The following is a 15,856-nucleotide window of genomic DNA, read 5'->3' as shown; positions in this document are numbered from 1 at the left end:
CGATATGCAAGGGGGATAAAAATGATAAAGGTAACAAATCCAATTTTAAATGGTTTTTTCCCAGATCCATCTATTTGCAGAGTTGGAGAGGATTTTTATATTGTTAACTCAAGTTTTTCTTATTTTCCAGGGGTACCCATTTGGCATAGCAAAGATCTGGCCAAATGGAGACAGATAGGCAATGTTCTAGACAGAAACTCTCAGATACCCTTAACGGGCTGCAGACATTCCCAGGGTATTTTTGCGCCCACAATTCGTTATCATGAAGGTACTTATTATATGATTACAACCAATGTTTCCGGTGGCGGTAATTTTATCGTAACAGCAACCAATCCAGCGGGACCCTGGTCAGAACCTTACCTATTAGGTGAAGATGCACCAGGTATTGATCCAAGTTTATTTTTTGATGAAGATGGAACTTGCTATTATATCGGGACCAGACCAAAGCCAGAAGGGGTACGCTATAATGGGGATTGGGAAATTTATGTACAGGAATTGGATTTAACAACCATGAAATTAGTGGGAGAAAGTCATTACGTATGGAAAGGTGCATTAAAAGATGCTATTTGGCCAGAGGGGCCACATTTATACCGAAAAGATGGTTATTATTACATTATGAATGCAGAAGGCGGGACTGGTCCAAACCACGCAGTTACCATAGCAAGAAGTAAGAACATATTCGGACCATATGAAAACAATCCGAACAATCCGATTCTTACCCATAGGCATTTAGGAAAAGAGTATCCCATTATTTATGTAGGCCATGGCGATTTAGTGGATGACTTAAACGGTAATTGGTACATGGTTATGTTAGCCAGCAGACGCTGTGAAGGCTATGTGGGGCTCGGCAGAGAAACCTTCCTTGCCAAAGTTGTTTGGGAAGACGGATGGCCAATTGTAAACCCCGGTATTGGCAAATTGGAAGATGTAGTTGAATTGCCATTTGAAGGAGTTAGTCCTGAACCAGTACGCTATCAGACGCTAATGGATAGCAATAAAGATATGTTTGACGCAGTTGTGTTAAGAAATTCTGATTTAGATTTCTTCCAGCGCAGTAAGGGTGAACTTAGCCTGAATGTATCTCCTTGTACCTTAAAAGAGTTGAAAAGCCCGGCGCTCTTAGGTTTGAGACAGCTTGAATATAAGTATGAGGCAAGTATGGAGTTTGCTTTTTGCCCAAACGAAGAGGAAGAAGCAGGCTTTGTAATTTTACAGAGTAATGAATACTATATTCAATTCTGTTTGAAAAAGGTGGCATCCAAGGAAGTGGTGCAAGTAGTAAAGTGCACGGCAAGCCAAGAGCAAACTCTTGCAGAAAAAGAGTTGGAGCTATTTGATTATACGCAAAAGGAAAAGGAATCCGTAGTTCGATTAAAAATAAATGCAATCAATCAGAAAGCAACGTTCACACTTTGCGGTTCTAATAAAGAAATTGTAATACTAAGCCATGCTGATATCTACGAAATGAGTACAGAAGTTGCGGGTGGTTTCGTAGGTAATATACTTGGGGCATACGCTTCTTCGAACGGTAATAAGACAGAAAATAAAATGATAATTTATGATTTTTCCGTGAAGTATTAACAGAAGCGGCTATTGAAAAAATTATATGAAATAAAAGTAGTAATTTAGACATGTAATTTATAAGTCAAGTATTGACTTGTGTCAAAAAGAACATTATAATAAATATGCTAGTCAATGAATTAGCATATATGCCCGAGTGGCGGAACTGGCAGACGCACAGGACTTAAAATCCTGCGAGCTAACCCTCGTACCGGTTCGATTCCGGTCTCGGGCATATCAATTAAATAAAATTATGGAGAGATGGTCGAGTTGGTTTAAGGCACCGGTCTTGAAAACCGGCGAACGTGAGAGCGTTCCGTGGGTTCGAATCCCACTCTCTCCGCTTTATATACCAAAAAGCCGAACGCATATGTGTTCGGCTTTTTGGTATATAAAAATATATATTAATGGTTCATTAGGTTTTTAAGTTTCTGATTTAATGATTATGGAGTCGACGCTTGCAGGGCAATACCATTTGCAGCGGCTTTACCAGTATATAATGAGCCCTGCATCCAGCCTTGCTTAGTTGAGACATGTTCACCTGCAAAGAATACGCGATTATTATATTCAGGCTGCAGCATCGCATAGGAGAAGTTGACTTTTTGTCCCGGACCACTTAGGGCAAAACCACCTCTTGCCCATTGCTGTGTACTCCAGTGAACAGTTTTATGGCTATTAACCAGAGTATCTAAATATTTAGCAGGCAGCCCATGGACTGCTTCTACATTCTGCTTGATAAGTTCAAAACGACGCTGTGGACTTTGATTACTAACCCGTGCAGGATCCTGACCTAAGTTATAGGAGGCTGTTAATACACCTGGATCCTTAAATGAGCAAGTTTTTGGCTCTTCGCAACGTATATGGTCAGAAGGATAAAGGATGGACTGAATCGGAAGATCCGTAAAAGAAATACCACCATTAATGCGCCCATAGTCCGTGTCTTCTTCCCAGAACCGTTGTCTGCATAAGAAGAGCGTTTTTTGTGCATCAAGATACCATAATTCCTTGATGGCCTGCATTTTTTGATCGCTGAAAAGAGGTGTTATCTTCATTTCTCTGAGAGTTGAGTATGGAATAGTGCATACGACATAATCAAAAGTATCTGTAAATGCTTTGCCTTTAAGATTGCTATAGCGTAAAGTTATTTTATCTGTATGTAAGGATTTTGAAAGACCATTTACTATATGCCCGAGTTTAATAGTTACTCTGCCTACTAAATTGGATGAAAGCTGATATTCCGGTGGATTCTCTTTCATGAGCGATTTATAAAACGCCATAGGAAGAAGTACCATGCCGCCATCTATTTTATAAACATTGGCAAAATCAAGGGAATAAAGGCTACTCATAAGCTGATCATGGCTTCTGTTTAATAATGCCCCCGTTAAAGGTTCTACTGCTGAAATGAGACTGATGGCACCTTGACTAAGTTCCAGCATTTCAAAGACTTGACGATTACTCAGTTTAGTAATGCCAGCGTATTGATTAGAATACTCTGGTAGGATTTTTAAGATTTCTGTACGCATCTTCGGAGAGAGGCTGTTTAACATGGTGCTGAATGCATAATCTCTTAATTCAGGCCAAGGGGTTTTTGCCTCTGTCTCGGTTAAGTCATATTTAGGATAAAGCGCTTCTGTAATGCTATCACCGCTTAGGTCCCGTCTTATTCTAGTCTGATGTGCATAAATAAAATTATTGGACGCAGGGGATGCAAGAGACTGAGTATTTAGTTGAAATAAGTTGATATAGTGCCAGGTGGTTTCATGGGATACAGGGATTCTTAAAGCGCCAAATTCCCCAAAGTATTTCTTCGATTTATCAAAATAGTAAGTATAGACTCGACCGCCTATTCTATCAGCTTCAGCATCAAAAATTGTAATATTTGCACCAAGTTTTCTAAGCTCATAGGCAGCAGACAGGCCGGCAAGTCCTCCGCCGATAATACCTATTCGAGTATTTTTTAATGTGCCTGGACGTGCAAAGTCATAGATATCAGAAGGTGGGCTTAATAGTTCTAAAACATTTTCATAATCTTCCGGACGTCCAGCACGTGTTAAAGCATCTTGCAGCAATTGATGCCTTTGTTCATTGGTAGGGTTATTAAAAACATCTTGACGTATCATCACTAAATGACCTTTCTTAATCATTCTATATATATTTTATGAATGGATTTTATAAGTAGACTTATAAAGTGAATTTTCATATTAAGTAGTAATGTGATCTTTAAATACAATATAAATATAAAGATGAAATATAGGATGGAAAAAGATGAGAAAAGACTATACAATTAGGTAAAGAGCATATAGAGACTGAGGAGGGCGTTAGAGGATGAAAAGAATTCCAAAGAAATTAGTGATCAGGCTATTTAGTATAGGCGTTTTAGCAGCAGCTTTAATAGGGACAAGTATTATCGGTATTAGTTTTATAGTTGTGCAAAGTACAAAGCAAAAGATAGTGGCTATTAACGAGGCAGAAAAAGCTGATTGTATCTTAATTTTAGGAGCCTATGTAAGACCCACCGGTGCTCCAAGTGAGATGTTAAAGGATAGATTAGTAAAAGGATATGAAGTTTTTAGTGCAAAAAAGGCGCCAAAGTTTTTATTAAGTGGCGATCATGGACAAAAATTTTATGATGAAGTGAATAGTATGAGGGATTTTATAGAAGCAAAGGGTGTAGATAAAGAACTCATTTTTTTAGATCATGCAGGCTTTAGTACTTATGAGAGCCTTTATAGAACAAGAGATATCTTTGAAGCTAATAAAGTTATTATTGTTACACAAGCGTATCATCTGCCTAGGGCGTTATATATAGCAGAAAAAATGGGGATAGAGGCGCAAGGCGTTCCAGCAGAACACTTTGAATATAGCGGGATGGCAAAGTTTAAAACGCGAGAAGTGGCGGCGAGAGTAAAAGATTTTATGTTGGTTAATATTATTAAACCCAAACCAACTTATCTAGGAGAAGCAATTCCTGTAAGCGGAAGTGGGACAGCCACACATGATAAGTAAAATAGAAACAAAATAATGGAGAAGATAATATTTTAGTCGTTTAATACATAAACTACTGTTAATTATTTTAAGAGAAAACTTATTAGTTTAGAAAAAAGAGTATTGAACAGGAGGACGTATGCTTAATTTTCTTGGAACAGGTAGTGCTTTTAACACGGAACTAGGAAACAATAGTGCCTTTGTAAAAAAAGAAACCAGTCTTATTTTGATTGACTGCGGAGGAACAGTTTTTCATAGGTTGCAACAATTAAAGTTATTAGAGGTCATAAAAAACTTATATATTATCATTACACATATGCACCCTGACCATGTAGGCAGCCTTGGAGATGTTATATTCTATAATCACTATATTTTAAAAAACAAGGTCAATCTCATTTATCCAAACAAAGAGCATATGGAACAGTTTTTACTAAGTATAGGTGTGAGAGGAGAAATGTACCGTCTGATTAGCGGTGCTGAAATAGAGGTTGAAGATGAACAATTCAGGAAGTTTAGTATAGAATATGGACCGGTTTCCCATACTGATACAATAGAAGCCTATAGTTTTATGTTGCAATTAGAAGGGAAAATAATCTACTATAGCGGAGACTCTAATAATATAAGCTTACAAGTACTTAACAAGCTTGAACAAGGAGAAATAGATAGCTTCTATCAGGATACTTGCGGATTGGATTATGAAGCTAATCCACATTTGTCTTTTAATACGCTTAAGCAATTAATAGGTAAACCTTATAGAGAAAAGGTCTACTGCATGCATTTGGATCAACATCTCCAGAAAGAAGAAATTTTGAAAGAGGGTTTTAATATAGCTGAAGTATATAAGTAAGTGAGCTCAAATATAAAAAGTAACACAGAAGTGAAATTTTCTTCAGTACTTTATCTTATGCTTAATGTTATTTTATTATGGGACTATCACTGTGTTTTTGAATTAGATAAAAACAATTGATGCATTTTCAGTATTAAAAAAGCCAATGATTTTCTTATTAGATGAAATATTTAGAGGAACCAACTCAAAAGACAGGATTATTGGAGCTAAAAGTGTGATCAGTAATCTAAACAAAGAGTGGATTATTGGCCTTGTATCTACTCATGATTATGAATTATGTAATATGAAGGAATCTTATCCAACAAAAATCAGAAACTTCCACTTTACGGAGCATTATATAAATAATGAAATTCGATTTGATTATACATTTAAAAGGCGGAAGGTGTTATTCCAGTAATGTAAAGTACCTTATGAGACTGGCTGGTATTGAGATTGAGGGATAGATTAAAAATTTTATTTAGAAAGCCCAAAAGCACTGAGAGGGTAGCCTCAGCAGTGCTTTTAGTTGATTAATATCTAATCATTTTAGAAATCATCGTAATTCTGGGTTTCTAAAATCTAGACCTATTTATTTAATATATTTTTTTATCAATATGTAATTTGTAATTATAATAATGCCCCATATGACTACTATAATATAATTGAATGTTATAGGTGTTAAAAAAAATATCAGTGTAGAGAAAAGTAATATAAAATTAATTAATATTAAACTACTCAATAAAAAAATTCATTTCAAATCACTCTCTTCTAGTTTTATTTATAGGTTAAGTTTAGCGATTATAAGCATATTGCTTAGAACAAAAAGTGAAATTGCTATACAAGCGCCTATTTGATACAAGCTCAATATTACTGTTAAGAGTACAATACATACTTCTACTAAGAGAATAATAATTGTCCATCTTTTATATATACTGATTTCTATTTTATCTAAAGGCTTATTACTATCCCCCAGCGGTGAAAATATTAAGATGAGCATTCCGGCTGATAATGCTAAACCCCATATCATAAAATTCGTCCAAGGGATAAGTTTTATGACCAAAAGCACTGCTGTGGTTAGCACTATAGATAGCATATAGCATTTAAACTGTGTTTTAGCATGGTATCCCCCTGCAAAAGAACGAAGTGGAATGTAGGATAGCATAAACACTATACTTTGCCAAACCATTCCAAGTAGCAATCCAATAAATAGCGTTGTAAGGATATTTGCAATTATAATTAATCCTTGCTGTAATCCATAGGTATAAAGCTCTTTATCTTCACTGTTGATTATGCCGTTATGAATAAATAGATCTGTAATTCTCTCGAACAGGTGCGTCATAATTAAAATTTACGTAGTTTCTTGGCATTTTTCGGCATCTTTGGCTGGTGCATGATAAACATACAATTTGTATTCATATTAAGTGTAGTTACCATTAAGGCCAGACTTGCGATTACGCCTCCGAATTTAAGCATAAGTTTTTTCATTTCTATCTCCTCCTCAATAATTTTATAGTTGCTTTTGGTAATTTTTTTCGAAGTCGATACTATAGAGGTAATTATTTACAGTATGTAGTGGCAGAGTTCCATCAATGTTATCAAGTTAAGATTCCAATAAATGCAAAGTGGCTTTTTAGCTTCGGAAAGGGAGCAATCTCTATATGAAATTCGCTTTCTCAGTTAGCTACTCAACTTTCAATAAATAAGGTCTTGGCAAAGTCTATGACTGGTTTTAAAAGCAGAATAGCTACTAAGTTACTTACCAATAATCTTAGCTATTCCATCAATAAATCTCTTGGTAAGACCATAGGGGTTGGAAAGATTAAAGAATTAATCTTTTAATAAATAAACTTACAGTATAGGTAATTTGGGATAGATATACTCTTAATAGATGCCATATTTATCTAACTGTTAAAGATATTTAAACTAGCATATTAGATTAATTTATTAAGAGGGTTTAAATGTAATAATATAAACTTTTGTATTTAATTAGATTCTAATAATATTGGCAGTCAACAGTGTTTTGTACAGAATCACCATATTTAGATATAAAGTAGAATGTAGCTGATTGCCCTACTTGAACTTGTTGATTAAGTATGTATGGATAACTATAAGGTTTAGAATAAGATTTAGATGTTATTGTAAAATTATCTCCCCTGCTATTTACAGGATCATACAGGGTGCCTTGACCTGCTACTACTCTTGTTCTAACATATTGAGCTCCGTCGTATATAGCTAATATACTTCCCTCTATACTTTTCAATGTTATTCCGGGCATCGTAGTACCGGTTTGGTTCTGTGAATCATCGTAATAAGTGCGCAAAGAGACTCTTCCAAAAGTAATATAGTCGTCAGTGCCAACGTATTTAGATGCAGTACTATATACTAAACCTAAAGTAACAGCACTATTACCTTCTTCAAAAGTTTTTGTATAAACCTTTGTATCCTCCAAATTTGTTTTGAGATTTTCTGATTCGGCGGCTATAGAACTTGTTTTTAATTTAGATTTTAGTTCTTTTTCCATTTCTTTAAATGCAGAATCATATTTATTAAATTGCACAGAATCTAATATTTGAACGGATTGTTCTACAGAAGTAGATGGTATTTGAGAAATATTTTGAGCGGAAAGGCTTCCAACAATACTCCCAAAAACTATTATACTAACAACACCTAACTTGATTGATTTTTTTAATGCTCTCATAAAACTCCTCCTTATCATTATTTTTACAAATTTTACGATATTAGTCATAAATACAAACAAATAAATAATTGAAAATTTTAATTATTGAAAAAGATTAATAAAATGATATAATATTATGTAGAGTTCAATATTGAACTATATTAAATAATTTGCTTTTACAAATTTAATTATTGTTGGATGAGGTGTTATAATGAAAAGATTAATGTATTATTTTACAACCTTAATAGCTTTATTTGCATTAGTTTATTTAACTAATACAGTCGAGGCATACTCTCGGCTAATTATATCTAGAACATTTACTCCAAATTATATGCTATATTTTCTTAGATATTTTTTGTTAGGAATGATAGGTATTACTCTAGCAATAGATAGTATTCTCACGAAAAAATTTACTTTTTTAAATTTTAATAAGATAAATTTATCTAAGTTACTTATACTAGGGATTCCCAATGTAGTTATGATGCTTTCGCCTTTCGGAGGATCACTGATTAGAATAATGGGGAGTATTTACAATGTGTTTAGTATAGATGTATCTGCTATTATATTGGGCTATATAGTTATAACAAGTGTTAACTTTAGTAATAAGTAGAGAATACTTAGTAGTTCAAGAAGGTCTAGCTGAATTACAATTTGCTGGTAATGAAATTGCCCTACTAGTTGTTAATTTATTACTTTATCAACTATTTATAGGTTGGATTTAGCAATTATAAGCATATTACTTAGTACAAAAAGTGAGATCGCTATACAAGCTCCAATTTCATACATTTCAAATATCATCGTTAACAATATAAAGAACAATTCTACTAAAAGAATAATAATTGTCCATTTTTTGTATACATTTACTTCTAACTCATTTAAAGGTTTGTTACTATTTGCTACGGGAGCAAAAACTAAGATAATAGTTCCTGCTGCTAATGCTAAACTCCATATCATAAAATTCGTCCAAGGGATAAGTTTTATGACCAAAAGCACTGCTGTGGTTAGCACTATAGATAGCATATAGCATTTAAACTGTGTTTTAGCATGGTATCCCCCTGCAAAAGAACGAAGTGGAATGTAGGATAGCATAAATACTATACTTTGCCAAACCATTCCAAGTAGCAATCCAATAAATAGCGTTGTAAGGATATTTGCAATTATAATTAATCCTTGCTGTAATCCATAGGTATAAAGCTCTTTATCTTCACTGCTGATTATGCCATTATGAATAAATAGATCTGTAATTCTCTCGAACAGGTGCGTCATAATTAAAATTTACGTAGTTTCTTGGCATTTTTAGGCAGCTTTGGCTGGTGCATGATAAACATACAGTTTGTATTCATATTAAGTGTAGTTACCATTAAGGCCAAACTTGCGATCACCCCTCCGAATTTAAGCATAAGCTTTTTCATTTCTATCTCCTCCTCAATAATTTTATAGTTGCTTTTGGTAATTCAAGCTTACTATAAAAAATAGATCTATGCAGCGAGTTGCTGAAATTGATATATGTTTTTGTAGAAAACTAAATTTTTTTCCATTAAAATGGAAAAAAATTATAATCTTACTAAACATACATTAAAACATCTACATAGAATTTATTTTCTGTATGGTGTATCTCTATTGTCCCGTTATATTTTTGAAGTACATCTCTGATATTATTCAATCCTATGCCATGATTTTCTGAGTCTGTATGTAGAGTTACGATTTGTTCGCCTTGATAATGCACCTGGCCATCAAATGTATTATCTATGTGAATAAATAAAATACCTTTTTTATAGGTAATTTTTATAGTGATTTGTTTATTTTTTTCTAGTCTATCGGCAGCATATAGCGCATTATCTAATAAGTTACCTAAAACAACAACCATATCAAAAGCTGTAACATTTATTTCAATAGGAATCACTAATTCTAAAGCTATATCTATGGCTTTATCTTTGGCTTCTTGAAGTTTAAAATTTAAAATGCTGTCGATATCGATGTTGCCAGAACTCGCATACTCTTTTTCGGCGTAGGAACTGGAGATAATTTGAGAGATGTGTTCTAAGGCCTTATCTTTTTGATCTTTTTTAATAAAAGATTCTAAAACAGATAAATGATTTTTTAAATCATGGCGAATAGATTTAATATTTTCAGTAGAATTTTTAAGCAGCTTAAATTGTTTAGTGTAATATTGCGTTTGCTGTTTTAATAAGATCTTCTCAACTCTTTCTTCAAAAGCAGTGCTAAGCACATCATATAAATGAAATATAATAAAGTTGATAAATAGTAATAATGTAATACAAATAGTTATCTGGTGTATATTTACTGTGTTTACTTGAAATAGAACAAGCATGATATACAAAGCGCTTAAAGGGATGAGAATAATAGATAGCCAATAGCTGTTAGGAATAGACACCCACTTTTTTATATTTTTATAATGACCCATCAATAAGACAACGATATAGGATATAAATTTTACACTTACTAAACCTAAAATAGAAGAGTAGCTATTAGTTAAAAAAATAGGGAAATTAAAATAGCCTGTCAGTAGTCCAACGATACTCTCGATAGACATTAAGATCATATACATCAATGATACTGCAATGATCCGGCTTTTTAGTAATGCCTTATAATTAAAAGAAAGTGCAAAAAAGGCTGCTATATTAGCTAACAACATAATAATAGGGATATTAACTAATAAATATAATAAACTTATTATAAAAAAATAAAGCGTATAGCTTATAAGTTCAACGAATCTTTTAGTTTTATCACGTTTGAAGAATACATCCATGAACTTATAGATAATATAAGTGCCAAAAACATTCGTTATCAGGTATATTGAATTATAACTGGTTAATGTCACTGCTTAACCATTCCTTTCTAATTGAAATTGTAATGAGCGCATAGTTTTCCTCCGCGATTGACTTATAGGCAGAACTTTATTATTTGAGAGGGTTACTTGACTGTACTCAAACCTAATAATGTGAGTATAGTTGACTAAATAAGATTTATGTATATTAAGAAACTTATATTTCTCAAGTTCTTTAAATATTTCAACTAAGGAACCATAAAATGTATCTACTCCCCTTGTGGTGATAATATTAACTTTTCTATCATTACTTTCAAAATATAAAATATCCTTTATAGATATTTTATAAGAAGTTTGGCCAACTTGATAAGTAAAGAATTGTTCATTCTTTTTTATAAGTCTTAGTGCTGTTGTAAAAACATCCTTTATTTTTTCTGCTTTAAGAGGTTTAATTAAAAAGTTAAGAGGCCTGACCTCAAAAAGTTCCATGGCATAGCTGTCTTTGGCAGAAATATAGATAATTTGGGTTGTTTCATTTAGCATTTCTTCTCTGATTTTTTTACCTACATCTATTCCATTCATAAATTTTAACTCAATATCTAGAAAGATCATATCAAAATAAGTATTTTTCATAAGATAACTATATAATTCCTCGCCAGAGAAAAACACCTCTATTTCGACTTCTTCTAAACAGGAGCTACTGATTTCTTCTAATATATATTCTAACTGTGCACAAATAGCTTTTTCATCATCACAAATAGCAATACGCAACATATAAAATCACCTGCTCCCATAAAATTTACAATTATGACATATACATCTTAATTTTACTTTATATACTTTTTATGTGCTATAAAAAAAATGCTTATTGTTTCGACAATATATGAGATTAGATTATAGTGTGAAGAGCTAGTCAGGTTATCCTAAGGCGTATGATTTTATACAATTATTATAAAATGTGGAATTAGGTATCTTTAATAATCCTGCATTTTAAAGTATAGACACAAAATAGAGGGAGTGCAGTTTAAAACTAAGTAACTAGTTTCAAACTGCACTCCCTCAAAGTATGTTCAACGAGCAATCTGGACTACTGGAATAGAAGTAGCAGCACCCTTCACATGGTGTCGTCCCTTGGGTACGATAAAGGGTGTGCCAGATACAGGATCGCTAATTACAGAGCAGTCAAGATCAAAGACTTGTTTAATTAATGCTTCACTTAGGATTGCGGAAGGAGCTCCTTCTGCAATTAATTTTCCTTTGTGAAGGGCAAAGATATAATCAGCATATCGTGCTGATAGATTGATATCATGGAGTACCATGACAATGGTGGTACCCCGTTTTCTATTTAAGTCTGTTAGTAGGTCTAGAATCTCAACTTGGTAGGTGATATCTAAGAAAGTCGTAGGTTCATCCAAAAGCAGGATATCTGTCTGTTGGGCCAGTGCCATGGCTATCCACACTCTTTGGCGCTGACCGCCGGAAAGTTCATCTACACTTCGGTTGGCAAGGTCTGAGATGCCCATTATGTCTAAAGCTTCAGCAACAGCCTCATAGTCCTTATGTCCTAGTCCCTTAAAAAAAGATTGGTAAGGAAAACGGCCTCTGGCAACTAGGTCAGCTACAGCGATGCCTTCTGGTACAATAGGGGACTGCGGGAGCAGGCCTAATACACGAGCCAATTTTTTAGGGGATATATCTTTTAGTTGAGTGTTATTAAGACAAATTTCGCCTGACATAGGCTGAATCAGCCTCGCCAATGTTTTAAGCAGGGTAGATTTACCGCAGGCATTTGCACCGATAATCACACTGATTTTATTGTTCGGGATGGTAATATCGATACCATCAATAATAATCTTTTTATCATACCCTGCAACGATATGGTTGGTTTTAAGTATAGGTGTTTTTTTCATGCAGAACCTCCTGTTTGATTCATGCGGATAAGCAGATAGAGAAGATAAGGTGCGCCAAGAATACCTGTAATGATTCCGACAGGGAATCTTGTATTAAAGGCAAATTGACCGATCAAGTCGGCCCCAATTACCAAACTTGCCCCTACAAGACCAGCAGGGAATTGGTTCGCAGATCCAGTGCCTACAAGACGTGTGGCAATCGGACCCGCAAGAAAAGCAACAAATGAAACTGGGCCTGTAACAGCAGTTGCAAAAGCAATCAAGAAGACTGAACTTAAGACAAGCATGAGACGTATGCTATCTGTTCTGACTCCTAAGGTGAGGGCAGATTGCTCACCGAGTTCAAGTATTTTTAGATATCTCCCTAATAGAAGAATAAGTATGCCAAAGAGAATGACAATACATGCAAGACTTGGTATTTGTGACATTCGGATACCGTTAAGGCTGCCGCTTAACCATCTAAGAGCTGCAGGAACATCATATTGGGAAGCTCTAAGCATTAGAAATGAGATCGTGGCATTCAGCATGGCTTGAATACCAATCCCAATGAGGATTAAACGTCCACCAGAAAAACTTCCGCCTCTTGAAAGCAAATAGATTAATGCAGCTACTATCAGCCCTGAGAGAACAGCTGTTATGGAAACCACACTCCCACTGGCATTAAGAACAAGAATACAGAAAACGGCGGCAGCACTTGAACCAGATGTAATACCTATGATGTCAGGACTTGCTAAGGGATTTCTTAACATGGTCTGAAATGTGCTGCCGGCTATGCCAAAAGCTAGGCCAACCAATAGTCCTGAAATCATCCTTGGCAATCTAAGGGTATTAATTGTAAAGGATGCCCCTTGTATTTGGTCACCGAGAAGAACACGAAAGACAACATCAATAGGATAAAAAGTATTTCCAAGCAAGAGGGCTGCCACACAAAGAGATAAAGTGAGAATACTTAGAATAAGGGTCACTACCACCCAACGCAATCGCCTTTGATGGTAACCTGATAAGATTTTATTAGCGGTTTTTTCTCTCATAATGCGCGCACCTTCGCTCTCATAGCTATAATGATCAATATTGGCGCACCAAGAAAAGCGGTGACAATACCTGCTTCTAATTCACTTGGGCTGCCAATAAGCCTTCCAACTACATCTGAAACGGTTAAGAGGATTGCTCCCCCAACAGCAGACATAGGAATAATGAGACGTAAATTAGGTCCACAGATGATACGCATCGTATGTGGAACCATAAGTCCGACAAAACCAATGGGTCCAGCAAGGGCTGTTGCAGCACCGCATAATAGAACGCCTGAAAAAGCCCCGATGAACCGAACTAGCCCTGTACGGATTCCGAGCCCCGTGGCAACATCATCACCTAAGGCTAGTGCATCTAATGATGGACTGGAAAGGATACCTAATATCATTCCGACTAAAAGAAAGGGGAGAACGGTTGTTATACCTTCCCAAGTTGCCCCGCTAATGCTTCCTACTTGCCAGAATCGAAAAACATTCATAACGTCTGTACGAGGTAAAATGACAGCACTGACTATAGACGATAAGGCGGCACTGGTTGCTGCTCCTGCTAAAGCGAGTTTAATGGGTGTAGCTCCTCCAGAGCCCATTGAGCCGATTGTAAATACAAATAGTGCGGTTACAGCCGCTCCAATTAGAGCAAACCAGATATATTGATGTGCTGCATGAATGTTAAAAAATGCTATGCCGCTCACTACAGATAAAGAGGCGCCAGTATTGACCCCTAATATACTGGGATCTGCAATAGGATTACGGGTAATGGCTTGCATAAGTGCTCCAGAAACGCCAAGAGCAGCTCCGGCAAGGATGCCAAAAACTGTTCTTGGAATTCTTTCATGGACAATGAGTTCATTCAGGGTTGTTTTTCTAGAATGGATCAAAGTGTCAATGACTTCATTAAAACCTATGTATTTCGATCCCAAAGCTAAAGAAGCTAAAGTGCATAATGATAGAATCAGCAGACTTCCAATCAAAATGAGGATTAATTTTCGGGTCTTCATTCTACTTTATTCACTGCCTCTCCTAAAACTTTAAGATATTCATCAATTGTAGCAGGGATGGAGAGCGCACTTGGTGTTCCAGAAGCTGCAAGTGGTGTGCCATCTTCTATAAGGGCTACAGAGCCTCTCTTAACGGCAGGAATCGTACCAAGCAGTGGATCTGCCTGTAAAGCAGTAAGTAAAGCATCATTACCATAAGTTATGATCATATCAATATCATAAAGCAGATCCGCATTTTCTGAACTTAGTGGAACTGCAAAGCTTGTTGCTTCTTTAGCAAGTTCAGAGACACTTTCAGGAACTGCCATGCCTAAGTCTAAGAGGTATGCAGCACGGGGGTCATTAGGCAAGTAAACATAGAAGTTACCTAAGTCTGCAGGATTAAAATAAAAGAATGCAGCAGTTTTTCCTTGGATTTGAGGGTATTCACTTGTTTTGGCTGTGATTAATTGTTCAAGTTCCTGGATAAGTGCTTCACCTTCGGTTTGCATGCCCATGCCTGTTGCATCATAAATAATTTGATCACGCCAGAATGTCTGCCATGGAAGAGATGGATAAGCGACTACAGGTGCAATTTCACTTAACAAATCATACTCTTCCTTGGTGATCCCTGAGTATGCAGCTAAAATAACATCTGGCTGAACATCAGCAATGGCTTCAAAGTTTAAGCCAGCGACATCATCGAAGAGAATAGGCGTATCAACCCCTAATTCTTTAAATTTTGCAGCGGTCCAAGGTAACATACCGCTTTCATCTATCACGCCGTAGTTAGCTTTGGAAATCCCTACGGGAATCACCCCTAATGCTAGTGGAAGATCGTGATTTCCCCACGCTATCGTAGCGACACGTTCGGGTTTAGTTTGAATAACCGTTTCACCGAAAGCATGCTTAATTGAAATAGGATAGATTGCCTCAGATTCTGTAGTGGCTATTTCTGTTACTATTGGTGTTGTAGCAGCTTGAGCGGCATCGGAATAGGCGTTTGAGTTTGCACATCCTGTTAAGAGGAGTGAGTATGCAAGCGATACTGATAGGATTGAGTTTAATAGTTTGAGTTTCATGATAAGTCCTTTCGATATAATTA

General features: G+C 35.5%; 17 protein-coding genes and 2 tRNA genes. 7 read left to right on the top strand and 12 right to left on the bottom strand.

The window, feature by feature from the left end:
• Positions 1–21 precede the first annotated feature (21 nt).
• The 3 genes from BN3326_RS08265 (at position 22) to BN3326_RS08255 (ending at position 1,903) form a co-directional block, all read left to right on the top strand.
• Positions 22–1,581, top strand: a complete 1,560-nt coding sequence (locus BN3326_RS08265) for a glycoside hydrolase family 43 protein (RefSeq protein WP_069998708.1) — start codon at positions 22–24, stop codon at positions 1,579–1,581.
• Positions 1,582–1,711: 130 nt separating this feature from the next.
• Positions 1,712–1,795: transfer RNA gene (locus BN3326_RS08260), tRNA-Leu, on the top strand.
• Between the two features lie 20 nt (positions 1,796–1,815).
• A tRNA-Ser gene (locus tag BN3326_RS08255) sits at positions 1,816–1,903 on the top strand.
• 100 nt (positions 1,904–2,003) lie between these two features.
• Here BN3326_RS08255 and BN3326_RS08250 read toward each other — a convergent pair.
• The gene (locus BN3326_RS08250) at positions 2,004–3,704 is read right to left on the bottom strand and encodes a flavin monoamine oxidase family protein (RefSeq protein ID WP_242875969.1); all 1,701 of its coding nucleotides are present in this window, start codon (positions 3,702–3,704) and stop codon (positions 2,004–2,006) included.
• 181 nt (positions 3,705–3,885) lie between these two features.
• On the opposite strand from BN3326_RS08250, the gene BN3326_RS08245 reads away from it, so the two are divergent.
• The 3 genes from BN3326_RS08245 (at position 3,886) to BN3326_RS21205 (ending at position 5,789) form a co-directional block, all read left to right on the top strand.
• Entirely contained in the window at positions 3,886–4,566 is a 681-nt protein-coding gene (locus BN3326_RS08245; protein ID WP_141722883.1) for a SanA/YdcF family protein, read from the top strand.
• Between the two features lie 118 nt (positions 4,567–4,684).
• Positions 4,685–5,392: an MBL fold metallo-hydrolase gene (locus tag BN3326_RS08240; protein ID WP_069998707.1), complete on the top strand. Its 708-nt coding sequence runs from the start codon at positions 4,685–4,687 to the stop codon at positions 5,390–5,392.
• Positions 5,393–5,537: 145 nt separating this feature from the next.
• On the top strand, positions 5,538–5,789 hold the full coding sequence (locus BN3326_RS21205; RefSeq protein WP_074463602.1) for a MutS-related protein: 252 nt from the start codon (positions 5,538–5,540) through the stop codon (positions 5,787–5,789).
• Between the two features lie 360 nt (positions 5,790–6,149).
• On the opposite strand, the gene BN3326_RS08235 is transcribed toward BN3326_RS21205, so the two are convergent.
• The 3 genes from BN3326_RS08235 to BN3326_RS08230 all read right to left on the bottom strand — a co-directional run bounded on the left by BN3326_RS08235 (position 6,150) and on the right by BN3326_RS08230 (position 8,069).
• Positions 6,150–6,710: an accessory gene regulator ArgB-like protein gene (locus BN3326_RS08235; RefSeq protein WP_069998706.1), complete on the bottom strand. Its 561-nt coding sequence runs from the start codon at positions 6,708–6,710 to the stop codon at positions 6,150–6,152.
• A gap of 2 nt (positions 6,711–6,712) precedes the next feature.
• Entirely contained in the window at positions 6,713–6,856 is a 144-nt protein-coding gene (locus BN3326_RS21200; protein ID WP_074463601.1) for a cyclic lactone autoinducer peptide, read from the bottom strand.
• Positions 6,857–7,364: 508 nt separating this feature from the next.
• The gene (locus BN3326_RS08230; RefSeq protein ID WP_069998705.1) at positions 7,365–8,069 is read right to left on the bottom strand and encodes a hypothetical protein; all 705 of its coding nucleotides are present in this window, start codon (positions 8,067–8,069) and stop codon (positions 7,365–7,367) included.
• A 190-nt stretch (positions 8,070–8,259) separates the two neighbouring features.
• Between BN3326_RS08230 and BN3326_RS08225 the strand changes: the two genes are divergently transcribed.
• Positions 8,260–8,658, top strand: a complete 399-nt coding sequence (locus tag BN3326_RS08225; RefSeq protein ID WP_069998704.1) for a hypothetical protein — start codon at positions 8,260–8,262, stop codon at positions 8,656–8,658.
• A 95-nt stretch (positions 8,659–8,753) separates the two neighbouring features.
• On the opposite strand, the gene BN3326_RS08220 is transcribed toward BN3326_RS08225, so the two are convergent.
• The 8 genes from BN3326_RS08220 to BN3326_RS08190 all read right to left on the bottom strand — a co-directional run bounded on the left by BN3326_RS08220 (position 8,754) and on the right by BN3326_RS08190 (position 15,833).
• The gene (locus BN3326_RS08220; RefSeq protein ID WP_069998703.1) at positions 8,754–9,314 is read right to left on the bottom strand and encodes an accessory gene regulator ArgB-like protein; all 561 of its coding nucleotides are present in this window, start codon (positions 9,312–9,314) and stop codon (positions 8,754–8,756) included.
• A gap of 2 nt (positions 9,315–9,316) precedes the next feature.
• A complete protein-coding gene (locus BN3326_RS21195) occupies positions 9,317–9,460 on the bottom strand; it encodes a cyclic lactone autoinducer peptide (RefSeq protein ID WP_074463600.1) in 144 nt (47 codons plus the stop codon).
• Between the two features lie 152 nt (positions 9,461–9,612).
• The gene (locus BN3326_RS08215; RefSeq protein ID WP_141722882.1) at positions 9,613–10,818 is read right to left on the bottom strand and encodes a sensor histidine kinase; all 1,206 of its coding nucleotides are present in this window, start codon (positions 10,816–10,818) and stop codon (positions 9,613–9,615) included.
• Between the two features lie 75 nt (positions 10,819–10,893).
• Positions 10,894–11,610, bottom strand: coding sequence for a LytR/AlgR family response regulator transcription factor (locus tag BN3326_RS08210; RefSeq protein WP_069998701.1), 717 nt, complete (start codon positions 11,608–11,610; stop codon positions 10,894–10,896).
• A 296-nt stretch (positions 11,611–11,906) separates the two neighbouring features.
• Positions 11,907–12,746 carry an ABC transporter ATP-binding protein gene (locus tag BN3326_RS08205; RefSeq protein ID WP_069998700.1) on the bottom strand — a complete coding sequence of 280 codons (840 nt, stop codon included), beginning with the start codon at positions 12,744–12,746 and terminating at the stop codon, positions 11,907–11,909.
• Entirely contained in the window at positions 12,743–13,777 is a 1,035-nt protein-coding gene (locus BN3326_RS08200; protein WP_069998699.1) for a FecCD family ABC transporter permease, read from the bottom strand. Before BN3326_RS08200 ends, BN3326_RS08205 begins: the two co-directional genes overlap by 4 nt.
• Positions 13,774–14,772, bottom strand: a complete 999-nt coding sequence (locus tag BN3326_RS08195) for a FecCD family ABC transporter permease (RefSeq protein ID WP_069998698.1) — start codon at positions 14,770–14,772, stop codon at positions 13,774–13,776. Before BN3326_RS08195 ends, BN3326_RS08200 begins: the two co-directional genes overlap by 4 nt.
• Positions 14,769–15,833, bottom strand: a complete 1,065-nt coding sequence (locus BN3326_RS08190) for an iron-siderophore ABC transporter substrate-binding protein (RefSeq protein ID WP_069998697.1) — start codon at positions 15,831–15,833, stop codon at positions 14,769–14,771. The genes BN3326_RS08195 and BN3326_RS08190 overlap by 4 nt, the downstream gene beginning before the upstream one ends.
• Between the last annotated feature and the right edge of the window lie 23 nt (positions 15,834–15,856).

The sequence above is a fragment of the Cellulosilyticum sp. I15G10I2 genome, assembly GCF_900095725.1.
In the GTDB taxonomy this organism is placed as follows: Bacteria; Bacillota; Clostridia; order Lachnospirales; family Cellulosilyticaceae; genus FMMP01.
The sequence above is the reverse complement of the archived record's forward strand: the minus strand, read 5'-3'. Positions and strand labels throughout refer to the sequence as shown.